Here is a 15,778-nt window from a genome sequence, read left to right on the forward strand (position 1 = left end):
AAAGCCATGAACGACGACGAGCTTTCCCACTTCCTGCGCACGCATGCCACCCGCCATCCGGCCAGTGAGCGTCTGCACGCCGCCGTGCGCACGCAGACCGCGCTGCAGAGCGCCGCAAAACCCACCCCCGCGCCGCGCCGCTGGCACTGGAGCGCGCTGTTCGGCACCGGCGGCCTGGTGCTCGGCGCCTGCCTCGGCGTCGTGCTGACCCTGGCCGTGCAGACCTGGCGCGCGAGCCCGCAGGGCCTGGCCGATGAACTCGTGGCCGGCCACGTCCGCGCGCTGCAGGTCGGCCCGCTGTTCGAAGTCGCCTCCAGCGACCGCCACACGGTAAAGCCCTGGTTCCAGGGCCGGCTCGACTACGCCCCGCCGGTGCTGGGCGACCTGCCCGGCGGCTTCACCCTGCTCGGTGGCCGGGTGCAGGCCATGCAGGGCCGGCCGACGGCCGTGCTGGCCTACCAAGTCCGCCTGCACAAGATTGACCTGTTCGTGTGGCCCGCCGATCGAGGCGCCGCACCTGAGCGGCTGCAGCGTCGTGGCTTCAACGTCGTGCACTGGAGCGATGGCGCGATGCAGTTCTGGGCCGTGTCCGACGTCGATGGAGCGGAGCTGGAACGCTTCGGCAGCGCCTGGCGGGCGGCGACGCCCTGATCGACGCCCTGACCGCGTCATGGGGCTAGCATCGCCCCATGGCAATCGAGCTGAAGTCCCGGCCCGCGCTGGACGGTCTGTCGCCGCCGGCCGCGTTGCGCCGCATCGTCGACCACAGCGTGCAGCAGATCCTCGCCAACGCGGCGGGCATCGCCGGCGGGTCCGATGAGCCCGAGTTGATCCACGAGATGCGCGTCGGCATCCGTCGGCTGCGTAGCGCGCTGAAGCTGTTCAGTCGCTGGGACGACGAGGCCGCCTCCGCAGCGTCCACCTGGGACGAATGCCTCGCCGGCTACGCCGCGGCGCTGGGCGAGATCCGCGATCGCCGCATCGTCGATACCGAACTGTTCCCGCGCCTGGCGCAGCTCGGCGCGCCGGTGCCTGCAATGCCACCGGGTCCATCGCAGCAGGCGTTGGCGGCACGCCTGCGCGGGCGCGACTTCACGCTGCTGATGCTGGACCTGCAGGCCTTCGCTCACGGACCTGTACCGCAGGACGCGCCGCCGCTGCGCCCGCGCGCCGTGCGGCGCCGCCTTGCCCGCTTCGAAGCCAGGCTGCGCGCCGAAGCCGCGGACTTCCCCGCAGCCGACGACAGCGAACGCCACCGGCTGCGCAAGCGCTTCAAGCGCCTGCGCTACGGGATCGAGCTGGCGGGCAGCCTGCTGCCGCGCAAGAAGACCCGACAGCGGCTCGCACGGCTCAAGCGCGTGCAGGACGCGCTCGGCCGCCTCAACGACATGGCCCAGGCGCAGCGGATGTTCGACGGCCTTGGCGCCGCCTTCGCCGCGGGCTGGGCTGCAGGACAGAAGGAAGCGCTCGCGGCAGCGGCAGAGCGAGCCGTGCGCCGCTGGCTTGCGGACGACGATTGACGCGCTGATGCGGGAAAACCTCCACGGCAGCGCTGCCCATATGCGTGAATGTGGAAGTAATATTCCAAGCACATGTTGCCCCTCGCCATTCCCGCTCCTGTCGACGCTGCGGCCTGGGGCCGCCGCATCCGCGAGAGCTTCTTCCCGCTGGAACTGGAGCCCGCGTCCGCTGCTGGTTTCGCGGCCGAGGCGCGGCTCAGCGTCATGCCGCGCTGCCGCATCGCGCGGGTGCGGGCCAGCGCCCATCGCGTCACGATGCGGCCGCAGAGCTGCCGCCCGCTCCAGCGCCGCCAGCTGAAGATCCTCTGGCTGCTGGCCGGCAGCGCGCGCCTGCGGCAGAACGGAGTGGCCCTCGACGTACCGGCCGGGCACTGGACCGTCTACGAAGCCACGCAGCCCTATGAGCTGAGCATGAGCGAAGGCGCCGAGTGCGTGGCCGCGCTCTGCGAGATGGACGATGGCGGGGCCTTCGACGAGTTGCACGCCGGGCTCGCTGGCCAAGTCCTGCCGACCGAAGGCGGCGCGGCCGTAGTGCTGGCGGCGGTGGACGCGGTCAACGCGGCGGGCGAGCGCTTCAGCCCCGCCAGCAAGGCCGGCACGGCCGACTTCATCTCCTCGCTGCTGCTGCAAGACCTGCAGTTCCGCCAGCGCTGCGCTACTGCGACGCGCCGCCGCACACCCGAGGCGCTGCTGGCCGAGGCGCGACGCTTCGTGCTGTTGAACCTCGAATCGCCCGAGCTCTCGCCGGACCAGATCGCCGCCGCGCTGAACGTCTGCCGACGAAGCCTCTACCTCGCCTTCGAGCCGACCGGCGAGACACCGCAGGCCCTGGTGCAGCGCCTGCGCCTGGAACGCTGCCGCGACCTGCTGGGCCGCGCGCCGGCATCCAGCATCACCGAGATCGCGCTGGACCACGGCTTCTCCGACCCGGCCTACTTCGCGCGACTGTTCCGCCGGCGCTTCGGCATCACGCCGTCGCAGTGCCGCGCTGGTCGGTAGTGCACGGCCGTCCACCCGCCCGTGCACCGCAGTGCAAGCGACGCGAGGGTCGTCGGCCTAAGGTGGCGCATCTCCCGATCCACACCCGACGACATGAGCACAGCCCACCTTCTCGAACGCCGCCAGGCCATCCTCGGCCGCAATGCACCGCTCTTCTACGAACAGCCGCTGCACGTCGTGCGCGGCGAGGGCGTCTGGCTGTACGGCGCCGACGGCCGCCGCTACCTCGATGCCTACAACAACGTCGCCCATGTCGGCCACTCGCACCCGCGAGTCGTCGAGGCGATCGCGGCACAGGCGCGCACGCTGAACACCAGCACACGCTACCTGCACGAGACCATCGTCGACTACGCCGAGCGCCTGGCCGCCACCTTCGGCCCAGGCAGCGACATGATGGTGATGTTCTGTTGCAGCGGCAGCGAGGCCAACGAGCTGGCGCTGCGCATCGTGCGCGAATGCAGCGGTCGCCGCGGCGTGATCTCCACCGCGCATTCGTACCACGGCAACACGGCCGCCGTGTCCCAGGTCAGCAGCATCCTGAGCCGCACGCATGGCCCGGAGGTGCGCCGCATTCCGGTGATCGATCCCTACCGAGACGGCTCCGGCCCAGTCTCATTGTTGGACCGCTACTGCACCGACATGGCCGCGACCATCGACGGCTTTGCGCAGGACGGCCAGGGCCTCGCCGGCCTGCTGCTGTGCACCGGCCTGTCGTCCGAAGGCCTGCCCGAGCAACCAGCCGGTTACATGAAACGCGCCGCCGAGATGGTGCGCGCCGCCGGCGGCTACTTCATCGCCGACGAAGTGCAGGGCGGCTTCGGCCGCTTCGGCAGTCACTTCTGGGGGCACCAGGTGCAGGGCGCGCAGCCGGACATCGTCACGCTCGGCAAGCCGATGGGCAACGGCCACCCGCTCGCCGCCGTGATCGCGCGGCGCGAGCTGGTGGAGCGCTTCACCGAGCTGAACCCGATGTACTTCAACACCTTCGCCGGCAACCCGGTGTCCTGCGCGGCGGGCATGGCGGTGCTCGACGTGATCGAGGACGAGGGCCTGGTCGCGCACGCGCAGGCCACCGGCGAGCTGATCCTGGCCGGCCTGCGCGATCTCGCCTCGCGCCACACGCTGATCGGCGACGTTCGCGGCCAAGGCATGTTCTTCGCCGTCGAGCTGGTGGAAGACCGCGAGACCAAGGCGCCGGCCGGCGCGGCGGCCAAGGCCGTGATCAACCGCATGGCCGAGGCCGGCGTGCTGATCAGCCGCATCGGCCCCTTCGACAACGTGCTGAAGATCCGCCCGCCGCTGCCCTTCGACCGCACGCATGCGGCGCAGCTGCTCGAGACGCTGGACCAAGTGCTGGCCACCGTCGCGGCATGAGCCGGGACCTCGCACAACTGGCGCTGGCGCTGTGGGACCTCGACGTTAGCGGCCTCCACCTGATCAAGCAGCGCGAGAACGCGGTCTTCCGCGTCGAACTCGCCGGCGGCGGGCGCAAGGCGCTGCGAGTGCACCGGGCTGGTTACCACTCGGACGCCGCACTGCGCTCCGAGGCGCAGTGGCTGGGCGCCCTGGCCGAGGCGGGCCTGCGCGTGCCGCGGCTCGTGCCCTCGCGCCGCGGCCACAGCTTCGAGCGCGTCGAAGGGCGCCAGGTCGACGTGCTGGACTGGGTCGACGGCGTGCAGCTCGGCTCGGTGGAGGCCGGCATCGGCGACGATCTGGCCGGCATCGCGCGGCAGTACGAACTTGTCGGCGCGACGATGGCGCGCATGCACGAGCAGGCGGCCGGCTGGCGGCACGGCGCGGGCTTCGAGCGCCACAGCTGGTGCGCGGACGGCCTGGCCGGCGAGCAGCCGCTGTGGGGCCGCTTCTGGGAGCTGGCTGCACTTGAGCCGGCACAACGCACGCTGATGCTGCGCCTGCGCGACGCGCTGCGCGAAGACCTCGCCCGGCTGCCGCGCGACGAGGGCTGCTTCGGCCTGATCCACGCCGATCTCGTGCCCGAGAACCTGCTGGTCCACCAGGGCGAGGTCCATGTGATCGACTTCGACGACGCGGGCCATGGCTGGCATCTGTTCGACCTCGCCACCTCGCTGTACTTCCTGCAGGGCCGGCCCGGCTACGGCACGGCGCGGCAAGCGCTGGTTGCCGGCTACCGGCGTCACCGCGCGCTGCCCGACGACTCGCTGCAGGCGCTGCTGCCGATGTTCCTCGCCGCGCGCGGCAGCACCTACCTCGGCTGGGTCCACGAGCGCCACCACACCGAGACCGCGCGGCAACTGACGCCCCAGCTGATCGAGCTGGCCTGCGCGGCGGCCGGCGACTACCTGCGAGAGAGGCCATGACGACGATGAACGACGGCGAACTGCGACGCGTGCTGCGCTTCTCCGACCTGCTGATCTACGGCATGACCTATATGGTGCCGGTGGCGCCCTGGGTGATCTTCGGCTTCCTGCGCGAGCTGTCGCACGGCCGGCCGGCGCTGGCCTACGGCCTGGCCATGGCCTGCATGGCCTTCACCGCCGCCGGCTACGCCCTGATGGCGCAGCGCGTGCCGCGCGCCGGTTCGGTCTACGCCTATGCGCGCGAAAGCCTGGGCGCCTTCGCCGGCTTCCTGGCCGGCTGGCTGATGCTGCTCGACTACATCCTGTTCCCCGCGCTCACCTGCGTGTTCGCGGCGATCGGCCTGCACAGCCAGATCCCGCAGCTGCCGCGCGAAGTCTGGGTGATCCTGCTGGTGGCGCTGACCCTGGCCATCAACTGGTTCGGCATCGACGTCAGCGCACGCATCAGCGCCGGCTTCTTCTGGCTCTCGATCGCCGCGGTCCTCGTGTTCGTCGTTGCTGCGCTGCGGGTGCTCGGTGATGCGCAACCACCAACGCCGACGGCACCGATCGACTGGGCCGCAATGCTGCCCGCCACCGCCTTCGGCGTGATGTCCTTCCTCGGTTTCGACGGCATCTCCACCTTGGCCGAGGAGGTGCGTCCCGAGCATCGCCGGCTGATCGGCCGCGCGATCCTCGCGAGCCTTGCGCTGACCGGCCTGCTGTTCGTCGTGCAGGCGGCGCTGCTGGACCGGTTGTCGGATGGCGTGCGCCCGGGCGACCTGGCCTCGCTGGCCTACGAGGTCGCCAACGCGCGGCTCGGCCCCTGGCTCGGCGGGCTGATGACCTGGACCGTCGTGCTGGCCGCGATCGTCGCGATGGTGCCGATCGGCGCCGGCGTCGCGCGGCTGCTGTTCGCGATGGGCCGCGACCGGCAACTGCCCGCCGTGCTGGGCCGCATCCATCCGCGCCACGGCACGCCCTTCGTCGCGATGCTGCTCACCTCCGCGGTGGCGCTGGTCGTCGCGCTGGTCGGCGTCAACCATGCGGATGAGCTGTCCTCGATGATCAACTTCGGCGCACTGGGCGGCTTCTGCCTGCTGCACCTGTCGGTGCTGCGCTACTTCCGCGGCGCCGGGCATCGGGCGCTGGCTTCGATCGGCTTGCTGATCTCGCTGGCGCTGCTCAGCGGGCTGAGCGCGATGGCGCTCGCCATCGGGCTCATCTGGCTGGCGCTGGGCCTCGTATGGTGGTTCGTGGCACTGCGCGGGCGTGCGCTGCTCGATCAGCCGCGCGAACCTTTCAGCGTCTGAGAGGGCAGTTCGGCGAACTGGCGCTTGTAGTCGGCCGAGAAGTGGCCGAAGTGCCAGAAGCCCCAGCGCGCGGCCACGTCGTAGACGCTGGTGTCGGTGCCGGCGGCCTGGCGCAGTTCGCGGCGCACGGCGTTGAGCCGGATGATCTTGATGTAGCGCGCGGGGCTGATGCCCAGCACGTCCTGGAAGCAGTAGCCCAGCTTGCGCGGGCTGGTGGCGAGCTGGCCGCAGACCTCCAGCAGTGTCGGCGGGTTGTCCTGCGCGTCGAGCATGAAGGCGCAGGCGCGGTCGACGACGGCCTTGCGTGTGTCGGCGCGCGCCACGCGGTCGGAGACCTGCGCGCCGGCCAGCGCGTCAAGCGCCATCAGCAGCAGGTCGTCGCGGATGCGGCGTTGCGTCGCGTCGTCCTGCAGCGCTTCGGGTTGCTGCAGCGCCGTCTCGGCGATCGACAGCAGCATGCGGCGCAGTGGCGCCAGCGCCGTCTCCGGTGTGTTGGCCACGACGGTCACCGCCCCGCGCAGCGTCTTCGCCAGCTCGGGAACGCAGTCCAGCAGGTCCGGCGCGGCCGTGCTGTCGAGCACGAAGCCGGCCAGGGTGCAGTTGGCCGGCGAACAGAAATCCAGCTCGGTCGAATGGACGGCCATCAGCGAGCCGAGGCCGCTGCGCTTGCCGTTGGCGAGCAGCTCGCCGTCGCCGCTGCAGAGCATGCCCAGGCCGAAGGAGTCGGGGGGCAGCGCGCCGCGCTGGCGCAGCCGCCGTGTCGTCGTCTCGACGAAGAGCTGCATGCCGGGCCAGCGGATGTCGGTGAACTCGCCGCGGAAGGCGCCGCAATCGAGCTGGTCGTAGCGCAGGTCCCAATCGGCCAGATGCTCGGTGTGCTCGTCGATCTCGCGGGCCGCCATCCGCCGCGCCGCCATCGGGGCATCGGGGACGAGGGCAGGGAGAGCAGCGGCGGCGGCAGCGGACATGACGGCTTTCTCGATCAGAACCAGCGTTCGAGAGTTTCATCATTCCGCCGCAGCGCCGCCATCGCGCCGTTGCGCTAAGCAGTTTCCCTGGTCAGTTTCCCGTCAGCACGGGCCTGACCATGGACCTCACTTCTTCATGCTGATCACGCGGGGGTGCGTGACGGCCTTCAGGCCTTCGATGCCGAATTCGACGCCCCAGCCCGAGCGCTTGCTGCCGCCGAAGGGCACCATCGGATGGACCATGCCGTGCTGGTTGATCCAGACGGTGCCGGCCTGCAGGCGTTCGGCCACGGCGCGGGCCTTGGCTGGGTCCGGCGACCAGACGGAGGCGCCCAGGCCCACGTCCAGGCGGTTGGCGTTGGCGATCGCGTCTTCCAGGTCGCGGTAGCGGATGACGGGCAGCACCGGGCCGAACTGCTCCTCGTCGACGAGGCTGGCGCCGTCGGCGATGTCGGTCACCAGGGTCAGCGGGTAGAAGTAGCCGGGGCCGCCTTGCGGCTTGCCGCCGCACACGATCGTCGCGCCGCCGGCGCGCGCCTCGTCCACCAGGCGCGAGACCTTGTCGAACTGCATGCGGTTCTGGATCGGGCCCATCGCGATGCCCGCGTCCAGGCCGTTGCCCATCGGCATTGCCTCGGCGATGGCCTTCAGCTCGGCCACCAGCGCGTCGTGCAGGCTTTCCGGCACATAGAGGCGCTTCGCGGCGGCGCAGGTCTGGCCCATGTTCAGGAAGGCGCCCCAGAACAGGTCCATCGCGATGGCCTTAGGGTCGGCATCTGGGAGCACGATGGCGGCGTCGTTGCCGCCGAGTTCCATCGTCGTCGGCGTCAGGTTCTTCGCGGCGGCGGCGGTGATGCGCGCGCCGGTCGAGCCGGAGCCGGTGAACATGATCTTGTCGACGCCGGGGTTCTCCACCAGCTGCGAGCCCACCGCGCCGGAGCCGCTGATCGTGTTGATCACGCCGGGCGGCAGCACCTCGGCGATCACCCGCACCAGCTCCAGCGTGCCGATCGAGGTGTACTCGGAAGGCTTGATGACGACGGTGTTGCCGGCGCGGATCGAGGGCATCATCTGCCAGATCGCGATCAGCAGCGGCCAGTTCCACGGCGCGATCGCGCCGATCACGCCATAGGGCTTGCGCTGGATCTCGTCGCGGCGCGTCTCGTCCTCGAAGGCGACCTCGGTCGGCAGGTCCAGCGATGCCGCCACCTGCGTCCAGGCCTGGCAGCCCCACAGTTCGAAGCGCGCGCCGGGCACCTGGCCGGGGCCCACGCCGCCCAGCGGCTTGCCCTGCTCGCGGGTGACCCAGTCGGCCAGGTAGTCGGCATTGGCGGCTATCGCCTCGGCGGCCTTCATCACCAGCGCCTTGCGCTCCGCATCGGGCCGGGCGGCCCACGGGCCTTGCGCGGCGCGCGCGGCGGCGACCGCGGCGGCCACCTGCTCGGGTGTCGACTGCGGCACGAGGCCCAGCGCCTCGCCGGTGGCCGGGTTCATCGATTCGAAGCTGCTCGGCGAAGCGACCGGTTGGCCGTTCACGGTGTTGTGGAAGGTCTTCATCGTCATGGTTGTCGGTCTCCGTGGTGTTGCTTTGTCAGTTGCTCGATCAGGGCCTTGCGCGTGGCCGCCACGTCGAGCGGCCGCGTGCGGCGCAGCGTGGCGATCTCGGCGGCGGTGTAGTCGGGCGCGTCGCGGGCCGGATCCATGCGCGGCACCAGCCAGTTCATCAGCTGGGCCACGTCCTCGTCCTTCAGGCCCGAGTTCATGACGCCGGGCACCTGGACGATGTAGTCGCGCCCGCCGGGCACGTCGAGGAAGCGGCCCAGCACACCGTCGTGCATGGCCGGGATGCCCTTGGCCGGCGAGCCGCTGCCGTCGGCCACGTGGCAGCCGCTGCAGTACTGCGTGTAGTTGCGCTGGGCGCGCTGCGCCTCGGGGCCGGCCTGGGCGGCCAGCGCCGCGAGGGCGAGCAGCGCGGGCAGCAGCTTCATTTGGGCAGCTTCTCGCGCAGTTCGCGCAGGTCCTTGTGCGTCATCTTCTGCGTGCGAGCCTTCGCGAAATCTTCAGGCGCGAACGGCGCCGTGGCCGCGCCGTTGAGGCCCTGCGCCAGGTAGTTGCCCAGCTCGGCCAGGTCGGCATCGGACATCGCCGCCTGGCTGGCCATCGCGCCCATGAAGGTCTGGCCCTGCGAGACGATGCGACCGGACATGCCGTTGATCAGCACCTGCGAGACGTAGAGCTTGCCGTCCGCGCTTTCGATGGACTTGGCGAAGGGCCCGGCCAGCGCCGGCGCGAGGCCGGTCATGCCCTTGCCGCCGACCTGGTGGCAGGCGACGCACTGCTTCTCGAACAGGGCCTGGCCGGCTTCGCCCGCCTGGGCGGACGCGGCGGCCACGGCGAGTGCTAACGCGCAAATCGAGCGGATGGTCTTCATCATCCCTGCTCCGCCACGCCGACGATCACCGACACCGTGCAGTGGTAGACCGAGCTGTCGTTGCTCATGCACCAGTTCACGTCGTTGTGCACGCCCATGCGGTAGCCGGGCCGGTCGCCGTAGTTGGTGTTGCACTGGCAGCGGCCGCAGCTCGTGCGGCCGCAGCAGTCGTTGTAACTGACCAGGTAGTCGCGGCCGTCCATCGGGTTGTGGCAGGTGCCGACCCAGGTGACCTTGGACGGCGAGGTGCCCGGCGGGCAGGTCGTCGTGCTGCCGCCGCAGCAGGAGCACAGGAAGCCGTCGACCGAGCAGTAGCGCCAGTAGTCGCAGTCGGTATCGGTCAGCTCCTTCTTCTTGGCCTTGCCGTTGTTGTCGGCGGCGAAGGCCTGCGAGGTGCGGTCGAAGGGCAGCACCGGCAGCGCGAAGGCGCCGGCGACGACGACCTTGCCCACCTTCACCAGCGCGCCGCGGCGCGAGCTGGTGCTGGCCAGCGCGCGGGAGCGGCGCTCGGTCAAGGTATCGAGGAAATGGAAGAGGCGCTTCATGTCAGGCGTGCTCCGGGTGAGCGTGGGTGTGGCCGTGGTCCAGGTAGTCCTGCACCGAGGCCACGCCGAGGTCGCGGGCGGCGAACAGGCTGTCGAGCTGCTCGCGCGAATTGATCAGGCCCTTGGCGCTGATGCGGCCGGCGCTGTCCAGCAGCACGGCATAGGGCAGCTTGCTGATCTGGTACTTCAGGCCCAGCTCGCTTGACAGCACGTAGGGGAAGTCGGCGAGCCCCGCGCGCTGGCGGAACTCGTCGTGCTCGGGCCGGTCGCCGTCGGAGGCCAGTACGATGTCCAGCGTCTGCGCTTCGGCCTTGCGCACCGACTTCAGGATCGGCAGCAGCTTCTTGCAGACTGGGCAGGTGGGCGAGAGGAAGAACACCAGCGTGCTCTTGGGCTTGGCGCCGCCCAGCGTGACGGTGGAGCCGCCCAGCGTGGCCAGCTCGAAGCGCGGCGCGGCCTCGCCGACCTTGGGCCCGCTGTCCATCATCAGCGCACCCATCGGCGCGATGCGTTCGTAGAGGATGCCGATCTGCCGCGACAGCGCGAGCACGACCAGGAGCAGTGCCAGGACCGCGATCCACAGCACGATGTTGGAGATGATCAGGGCGTCGTTCATGGTGGTCAGGCGTTTTTCCGGAGGTCGTTGAGGCGCGGCTGGTGGCTCAGCAGCGTCGTCGCGACGCTGTAGAGGCCCAGCAGGAAGAGGGTGCTCGCGGCGATGGCGAACAGGTCGAGCCCGTTCGTCGCGCGCAGCGTGGGCGATGCGGCGGCGACGAGCGCAAGGCCCATCAGCACGGCGTTGCGGGCGACGAGGCCCAGGCTCAGCGGCGTGTGGATCTCGCCGCCGCAGCCGCAGTCGATGCGGTCGCGGCCGCGCCGCAGGTTGATGGCCACCGCGCCCGTCACCAGCAGCAGCAGCGCGATGGCGAGGACGGCGCCGAGCACGCGTGTCGACGTGACCAGCAGCAGCCCGCCGGCCGCGGCTTCCACCAGCGGCAGCAGCAGGGCCAGCGGTGCGACGGCCGCCGGCGGCACCAGGCGGTAGGCGTCGATCGCGCCGCGGAAGATCTCCTGCTCGCGCAGCTTGGCCTGCGCGCCGATCAGCAGCACGGCGGCGAGGCTGGCGGCGGCGGAATGCCCGAGAACTGGGTCCATGACCGGGTCCATCAGTGCATCTCCAGGTAGATCGGCGTCTCGCCCATCGGCGCCGAGCGGGCCAGCGGGCGCGTCGGCAGCTTGGTGCCAGACACGTCAAAGGACACCAGCCGGTTCTCCGCCGCGCTGAGCAGGAACAGGCGTGGCTTGTCGCCCTGCGCCAGCGCCATCGACAGCGCCATCTCGCCGGGCAGGCGGCCGATGCGGCGCTGCGTGTTCACGTCGAACACCCAGATTTCCGACGCGGGGTTCTTGTGCGAGCCCTCGCTGGCCTTGTCGTGCATCGCCACGAACAGGCGGCCGCTGCGCGGGTCCAGTGCGAACAGCTCGTAGCCGCCCGGGCGCCAGCCCTTCTTGCGCTCCGCGGCGCTCAGCAGCGGCCAGGGCTTGTGTGGCTCGGGCTTGTCGCCGACCAGGTCCACCTCGTACACCTGCCCGCCGTAGGACACGAAGCTCAGCCGCGTGCCGTTCAGCTGGTAGTGCGTGAACACGGGATCCTGGTCGGGGTCGAAGAAGGGCGCGCTGACGTTCTGCGACTTCAGCGCGCCCTGTTCGTCCAGCTCGAAGGTGGCCAGCGTGCCGTCGCCGCAGACGGTGGACAGGCGTCGCGGCTGGCCAGGCCAGGGGTAGGCGCCGTAGCAGCCGGGCGCGGCGATCTCGCCGGCCACCTTGCGGGCCGGCAGGTCGACGACGGTGATCGAGGTGGCCGGCGTCGCGTTCTGCACGAACAGGAAGCGGCCGTCCTCCGAGGTGCCCAGCAGCGGCTTGGTCGGCAGCGACTGGATGTGCCGGGCCGGCAGCTCGATCTCGTACTGGAAGGCCAGGTCGTCGCTGCCGTAGACCTCCAGCACGTCGGCGCGCGTGCCGCGCTGCAGGCGGCTGTAGTAGGTGGTGGCGACGAAGATCTGCTTGCGGTCGCGCGACAGCGTCGTGCTGCCGGCGAAGCCGGTGCCCAGCATGCCCAGGTAGCGCATCGCGCCGCCGTCGATCACGTGCACGCGGCCGTCCACCAGGTGCGGCATCGTCGGGTCCGACAGGTACAGGCGCAGCCCGTCGGCCGGGGGCAGCTTCTCCATCGTCAGCTGCTCCAGCGGCAGCTCGGGCGGCCGGGTGGCAGGCGCGGTGGGCGCGGCGATCGCTCCAGCGGCCAGCACTAGTGCGAGGCCGGCGGCGGCGTGTCTTCGACGCAGGAACTTCATCGGGCTTCTCTCCACGGTGCGGACCCTCGATCCGCTTCGCAGCGATCGTGGCAGCGGCGCAAAAAAGCCTCTATCCCATTCCGGCAAACTTTCAAATTCACGCGAATTGCCGCTTTCGGATAAGCGGATTCCGGACACGAACCTATCGTTGCCCGCGATCGTTCCATCGCCCAACGAACCGAGGACCACCCATCGTGTCGAACCCGATCCTGTGCCGTACCGCCGTGGCCGCTGCCACGCTGCTAGCCCTTGTCGCCAGCCCGCATGCCCAGACCCGCGACCCCGCGCGGCTCGGCAAGGACCTCACCGGCGTCGGCGCCGATCCCGCCGCCAGCAAGGACGGGGCGATCCCCGCCTTTGCCCCGGCCGATGCGCTGCTGCCCGGTTGGGCACCGGGGAAGAAGCGCGCCGACTTCTTCAAGTACAAGGGCGACAAGCCGCTGTACGTGATCGACGCCAGCAACGTCGACAAGTACGCGGACCGGCTCTCGCCGGGCCAGGTCCAGATGGTCAAGCAGACCAAGGACTACAAGATGGAGGTCTACCCCTCGCGGCGGAGCTGCGGCAACCCGGATTTCGTCGTCGAAAACACGAAGAAGAACGTCGGCACCGCAACGCTCGGCGCCGACGGCTGGAGCCTGAAGGAAGCCACCGTCCCCGGCATCCCGTTCCCGATGCCGGCCAACGGCGCGGAGGCGATGTGGAACTACAAGATGAAGTACGCCGGCATCGGCTTCGAATGGCCGGTGAACTACATCAGCCTGTCGCCGCGCAAGGGCTCCAGCGACTGGATTCAGGCCGGCGCCACGCAGACCTACTATTTCCCCTGGGGCAAGAAGGGCAGCACGCAGCTCTCCAAGCTGCCGCCGGTGGAGTACTACACCTACTTCGCCTACGCCTCGCCGGTGGCGCTGGCCGGGCAGGCGCTGTCCGTCGTCAACTACCTCGACAAGATCAGCGATACCTTCTACTACTTCCCCGGACAGCGCCGCGTGCGGCGCATGCCCACCTACGCCTACGACGCCCCGCAGATCGGCTTCGAAAACCAGTACACGCTGGACGAGCCGCGTATGTTCAACGGCGCGCTGGACCGCTTCGACTGGAAGCTCGTCGGCAAGAAGGAACTGATCGTCGGCTACAACGCCTTCGGCATGTACGACCCGTCGGCCAAGCTCTCCGACGTGCTGAAGAACGACGCGCCTGCTGCTGAGGCTCGCCGTTATGAGACGCACCGCGTCTGGGTCGTCGAGGCCACGGTGAAGCAGGGCGTGCGCCACCTGGCGCCCAAGCGCACCTTCTACCTGGACGAGGACAGCTGGTCCATCGTCGTGGCCGAGGACTACGACGCGCAGGGCAAGCTGTGGAAGCTGCGCGAGAGCTTCGTGATCCCGGTGGCCGAGACCGGCAGCTGCGACAACCCCGCCTTCGTCCAGCACAACCTGATCGACGGCCGCTACGTCTTCGACCAGAGCCCGCTGGGCGCCGGCAAGGACATCCGCTGGGTCGTCGACTCCAAGGAAGCGAAGTTCAACGAGAACTTCTACACCGCCGAAAACCTCCGCTCCATCAGCGAGCGCTGATCAGGCAAAGAGCACACCATGAAGCACAAGAACAAGCTCACGCTGGCCGTGCTGGCCGCACTCGCCGGCTCCGGCGCCCAGGCCTTCACCTTCTCCACCGACAGCATCTCCGGCAGCTTCGACTCCACGCTGTCGCTGGGCATCGCCGTGCGCACGCGCTCGCCGAGCTGCTCGCTGATCACCCAGGGCGCCAGCGGCCCCGACGCGCCGGCCGGCTGCCTCGCGCCCACCTCGGGCCTGGGCGACCAGGGCGACCTGAACTACGGCAAGGGCGATCCGTTCGCGCTGCAGCTCAAGGGCAACCACGAGCTGCTGCTGAAGCTGCCGGAGGACTTCACCTTCCTCGGTCGGGTGAACTGGGTGCGCGATTTTGCCGCCACCAACACGACCGGCGACATCAGCGCCACCACGCCGCCGACCTTGACCGACGGCCTCAGCCCCGAAGCGCGCGACGACCTGCGCTTCAAGGCGCGGCTGCTGGACTTCTGGGTCAGCAAGAAGTTCCAGATCGGCGACCAGACGGCGCGCATCCGCGTCGGCAACCAGGTGGTGAGCTGGGGCGAGAGCCTGTTCCTGCCGGGCGGCATCAACAGCACCAACGCGCTGGACATCATGCGGCTCTCGCAGCCCGGCACGCAGCTCAAGGAGGCGGTGCTGCCCGCCCCGATGATCAGCTTCGCCACGGGCCTGGGACACGGCCTGAACGTCGAGGCCTACCTGCAGACCAACTGGAACCGCGGCTACCTGCCGCCCACCGGCAGCTACTGGTCGCAGGTGAACGGCCTGGGCACCGGCTACGCCAGCTACGGCCTGCAGAGCCGCGATGCGCGCAACGGCGGCCAGTGGGGCGCCTCGCTGCGCTACCAGCCGGACGGCACGCAGCTGAACCTCGGCTTCTACGCGATGAACTATCACGACAAGCTGCCGCAGCTCACGCTGAACTTCGACGGCACCGGCGCGCCGGGCCTTGCCTATCCGGAGGACCGCAAGCTCTACGGTGTCAGTGCGAATTTCCCGTTAGGGGACTGGGCCATCGGCACCGAGTTGTCGTACCGGCCGAAGGACGCCGTGGCGCTGAGCCCGCTGGCCAGCGGCTGCTCCTCGCAGAACGGCAACTGCTGGGTCGACAACAAGCGCCTGCAGTGGCATTTGACCGGCCTTCTGAGCCTGACCCCCGGTGGCACCGGCTCCGGCCTGCTCGGCCTGCTGAAGGCCGACACCGCCACCCTGCTGGCCGAGGCCGTCGTGATCCGCTATCCCGGCATGAAGCAGTGGTACGGCGCCGACCCGATCGCCGCCGGCGGCTGGGGCTGGGGCGCCGAGACCGATCCGACCGCAGCGCCGGTACCGGGCGGCACCAAGACCTCCTCGGGCATCAACTTCGACTTCAGCTGGGTCTACGACGGCTCGCTGATCCCGGGCTGGCAGGTGACCCCGGAGATCTACTACTTCCAGGCGATCTCGGGCCGCACGCCCAACACCTCGGCGCTGTTCATGGAGGGCGCGAAGTCCGCCAACTTCACCGTCACCTTCACGCAGAACCCGGCCCGCTGGACCTTCGCGATGAACTACGCGATCTTCCGCGGGGGCAAGTCGGTGTTTGATCAGCCGTACCGTGATCGCGACTTCGTGGGCGCTGTTTTGTCGCGGAACTTCTAAGGCCTTCGCAAATGCTCGGGCTGATGTGTGACACGCAGGTCGGCGGGGTACCCCAAAGCTCCGTGTCCCCCGCCCGCTGCGCGGGCTCCTC

The 15,778-nt window shown here is 69.9% G+C and carries 16 protein-coding genes; 8 read left to right on the forward strand and 8 right to left on the reverse strand.

Translation table 11 applies throughout. The annotated features are described in order from the left end of the window. Window positions 1-6 precede the first annotated feature (6 nt). The 6 genes from SNE35_RS11880 (at window position 7) to SNE35_RS11905 (ending at window position 6,150) form a co-directional block, all read left to right on the forward strand. Window positions 7-651 carry an anti-sigma factor family protein gene (locus SNE35_RS11880; protein ID WP_320423098.1) on the forward strand — a complete coding sequence of 215 codons (645 nt, stop codon included), beginning with the start codon at window positions 7-9 and terminating at the stop codon, window positions 649-651. A gap of 38 nt (window positions 652-689) precedes the next feature. Next, window positions 690-1,520, forward strand: coding sequence for a CHAD domain-containing protein (locus SNE35_RS11885; RefSeq protein WP_320423099.1), 831 nt, complete (start codon window positions 690-692; stop codon window positions 1,518-1,520). 72 nt (window positions 1,521-1,592) lie between these two features. Then, on the forward strand, window positions 1,593-2,519 hold the full coding sequence (locus tag SNE35_RS11890; RefSeq protein ID WP_320423100.1) for an AraC family transcriptional regulator: 927 nt from the start codon (window positions 1,593-1,595) through the stop codon (window positions 2,517-2,519). Window positions 2,520-2,612: 93 nt separating this feature from the next. Further along, a complete protein-coding gene (locus SNE35_RS11895) occupies window positions 2,613-3,893 on the forward strand; it encodes an aspartate aminotransferase family protein (protein WP_320423101.1) in 1,281 nt (426 codons plus the stop codon). Continuing rightward, the gene (locus SNE35_RS11900; RefSeq protein WP_320423102.1) at window positions 3,890-4,858 is read left to right on the forward strand and encodes a phosphotransferase enzyme family protein; all 969 of its coding nucleotides are present in this window, start codon (window positions 3,890-3,892) and stop codon (window positions 4,856-4,858) included. Before SNE35_RS11895 ends, SNE35_RS11900 begins: the two co-directional genes overlap by 4 nt. Then, window positions 4,855-6,150 (forward strand): APC family permease, encoded by a 1,296-nt coding sequence (locus SNE35_RS11905; RefSeq protein WP_320423103.1) that lies wholly within the window; start codon window positions 4,855-4,857, stop codon window positions 6,148-6,150. Before SNE35_RS11900 ends, SNE35_RS11905 begins: the two co-directional genes overlap by 4 nt. Here the strand turns inward: SNE35_RS11905 and SNE35_RS11910 are convergent. The 8 genes from SNE35_RS11910 to SNE35_RS11945 form a co-directional block, all read right to left on the reverse strand. Next, complete coding sequence (locus SNE35_RS11910) at window positions 6,123-7,118, reverse strand: helix-turn-helix domain-containing protein (protein WP_320423104.1); 996 nt, start codon at window positions 7,116-7,118, stop codon at window positions 6,123-6,125. The two genes, SNE35_RS11905 and SNE35_RS11910, sit on opposite strands and share 28 nt — an antisense overlap. 126 nt (window positions 7,119-7,244) lie before the next feature. Further along, window positions 7,245-8,681 carry an aldehyde dehydrogenase family protein gene (locus SNE35_RS11915; RefSeq protein WP_320423105.1) on the reverse strand — a complete coding sequence of 479 codons (1,437 nt, stop codon included), beginning with the start codon at window positions 8,679-8,681 and terminating at the stop codon, window positions 7,245-7,247. Beyond that, window positions 8,678-9,106, reverse strand: coding sequence for a c-type cytochrome (locus SNE35_RS11920; protein ID WP_320423106.1), 429 nt, complete (start codon window positions 9,104-9,106; stop codon window positions 8,678-8,680). The genes SNE35_RS11915 and SNE35_RS11920 overlap by 4 nt, the downstream gene beginning before the upstream one ends. Further along, window positions 9,103-9,549, reverse strand: coding sequence for a c-type cytochrome (locus SNE35_RS11925; protein WP_320423107.1), 447 nt, complete (start codon window positions 9,547-9,549; stop codon window positions 9,103-9,105). Before SNE35_RS11925 ends, SNE35_RS11920 begins: the two co-directional genes overlap by 4 nt. Then, window positions 9,549-10,094 (reverse strand): methylamine dehydrogenase light chain, encoded by a 546-nt coding sequence (locus SNE35_RS11930; RefSeq protein WP_320423108.1) that lies wholly within the window; start codon window positions 10,092-10,094, stop codon window positions 9,549-9,551. Before SNE35_RS11930 ends, SNE35_RS11925 begins: the two co-directional genes overlap by 1 nt. Before the next feature lies 1 nt (window position 10,095). Next, window positions 10,096-10,710 (reverse strand): methylamine dehydrogenase accessory protein MauD, encoded by a 615-nt coding sequence (mauD, locus tag SNE35_RS11935; protein WP_320423109.1) that lies wholly within the window; start codon window positions 10,708-10,710, stop codon window positions 10,096-10,098. Between the two features lie 5 nt (window positions 10,711-10,715). Continuing rightward, window positions 10,716-11,249, reverse strand: coding sequence for a MauE/DoxX family redox-associated membrane protein (locus SNE35_RS11940; protein ID WP_320423110.1), 534 nt, complete (start codon window positions 11,247-11,249; stop codon window positions 10,716-10,718). 11 nt (window positions 11,250-11,260) lie between these two features. Next, the gene (locus SNE35_RS11945) at window positions 11,261-12,448 is read right to left on the reverse strand and encodes an amine dehydrogenase large subunit (RefSeq protein ID WP_320423111.1); all 1,188 of its coding nucleotides are present in this window, start codon (window positions 12,446-12,448) and stop codon (window positions 11,261-11,263) included. Window positions 12,449-12,642: 194 nt separating this feature from the next. Here SNE35_RS11945 and SNE35_RS11950 point away from each other — a divergent pair, with 194 nt between their 5' ends. Together SNE35_RS11950 and SNE35_RS11955 are read left to right on the forward strand one after the other, a co-directional pair. After that, the gene (locus SNE35_RS11950) at window positions 12,643-14,028 is read left to right on the forward strand and encodes a DUF1329 domain-containing protein (RefSeq protein ID WP_431312735.1); all 1,386 of its coding nucleotides are present in this window, start codon (window positions 12,643-12,645) and stop codon (window positions 14,026-14,028) included. An 18-nt stretch (window positions 14,029-14,046) separates the two neighbouring features. Then, window positions 14,047-15,687: a DUF1302 domain-containing protein gene (locus SNE35_RS11955; RefSeq protein WP_320423112.1), complete on the forward strand. Its 1,641-nt coding sequence runs from the start codon at window positions 14,047-14,049 to the stop codon at window positions 15,685-15,687. The last annotated feature ends 91 nt before the right edge of the window (window positions 15,688-15,778 follow it).

The sequence above is a fragment of the Roseateles agri genome (assembly GCF_034043675.1).
In the GTDB taxonomy this organism is placed as follows: Bacteria; Pseudomonadota; Gammaproteobacteria; order Burkholderiales; family Burkholderiaceae_C; genus KK5.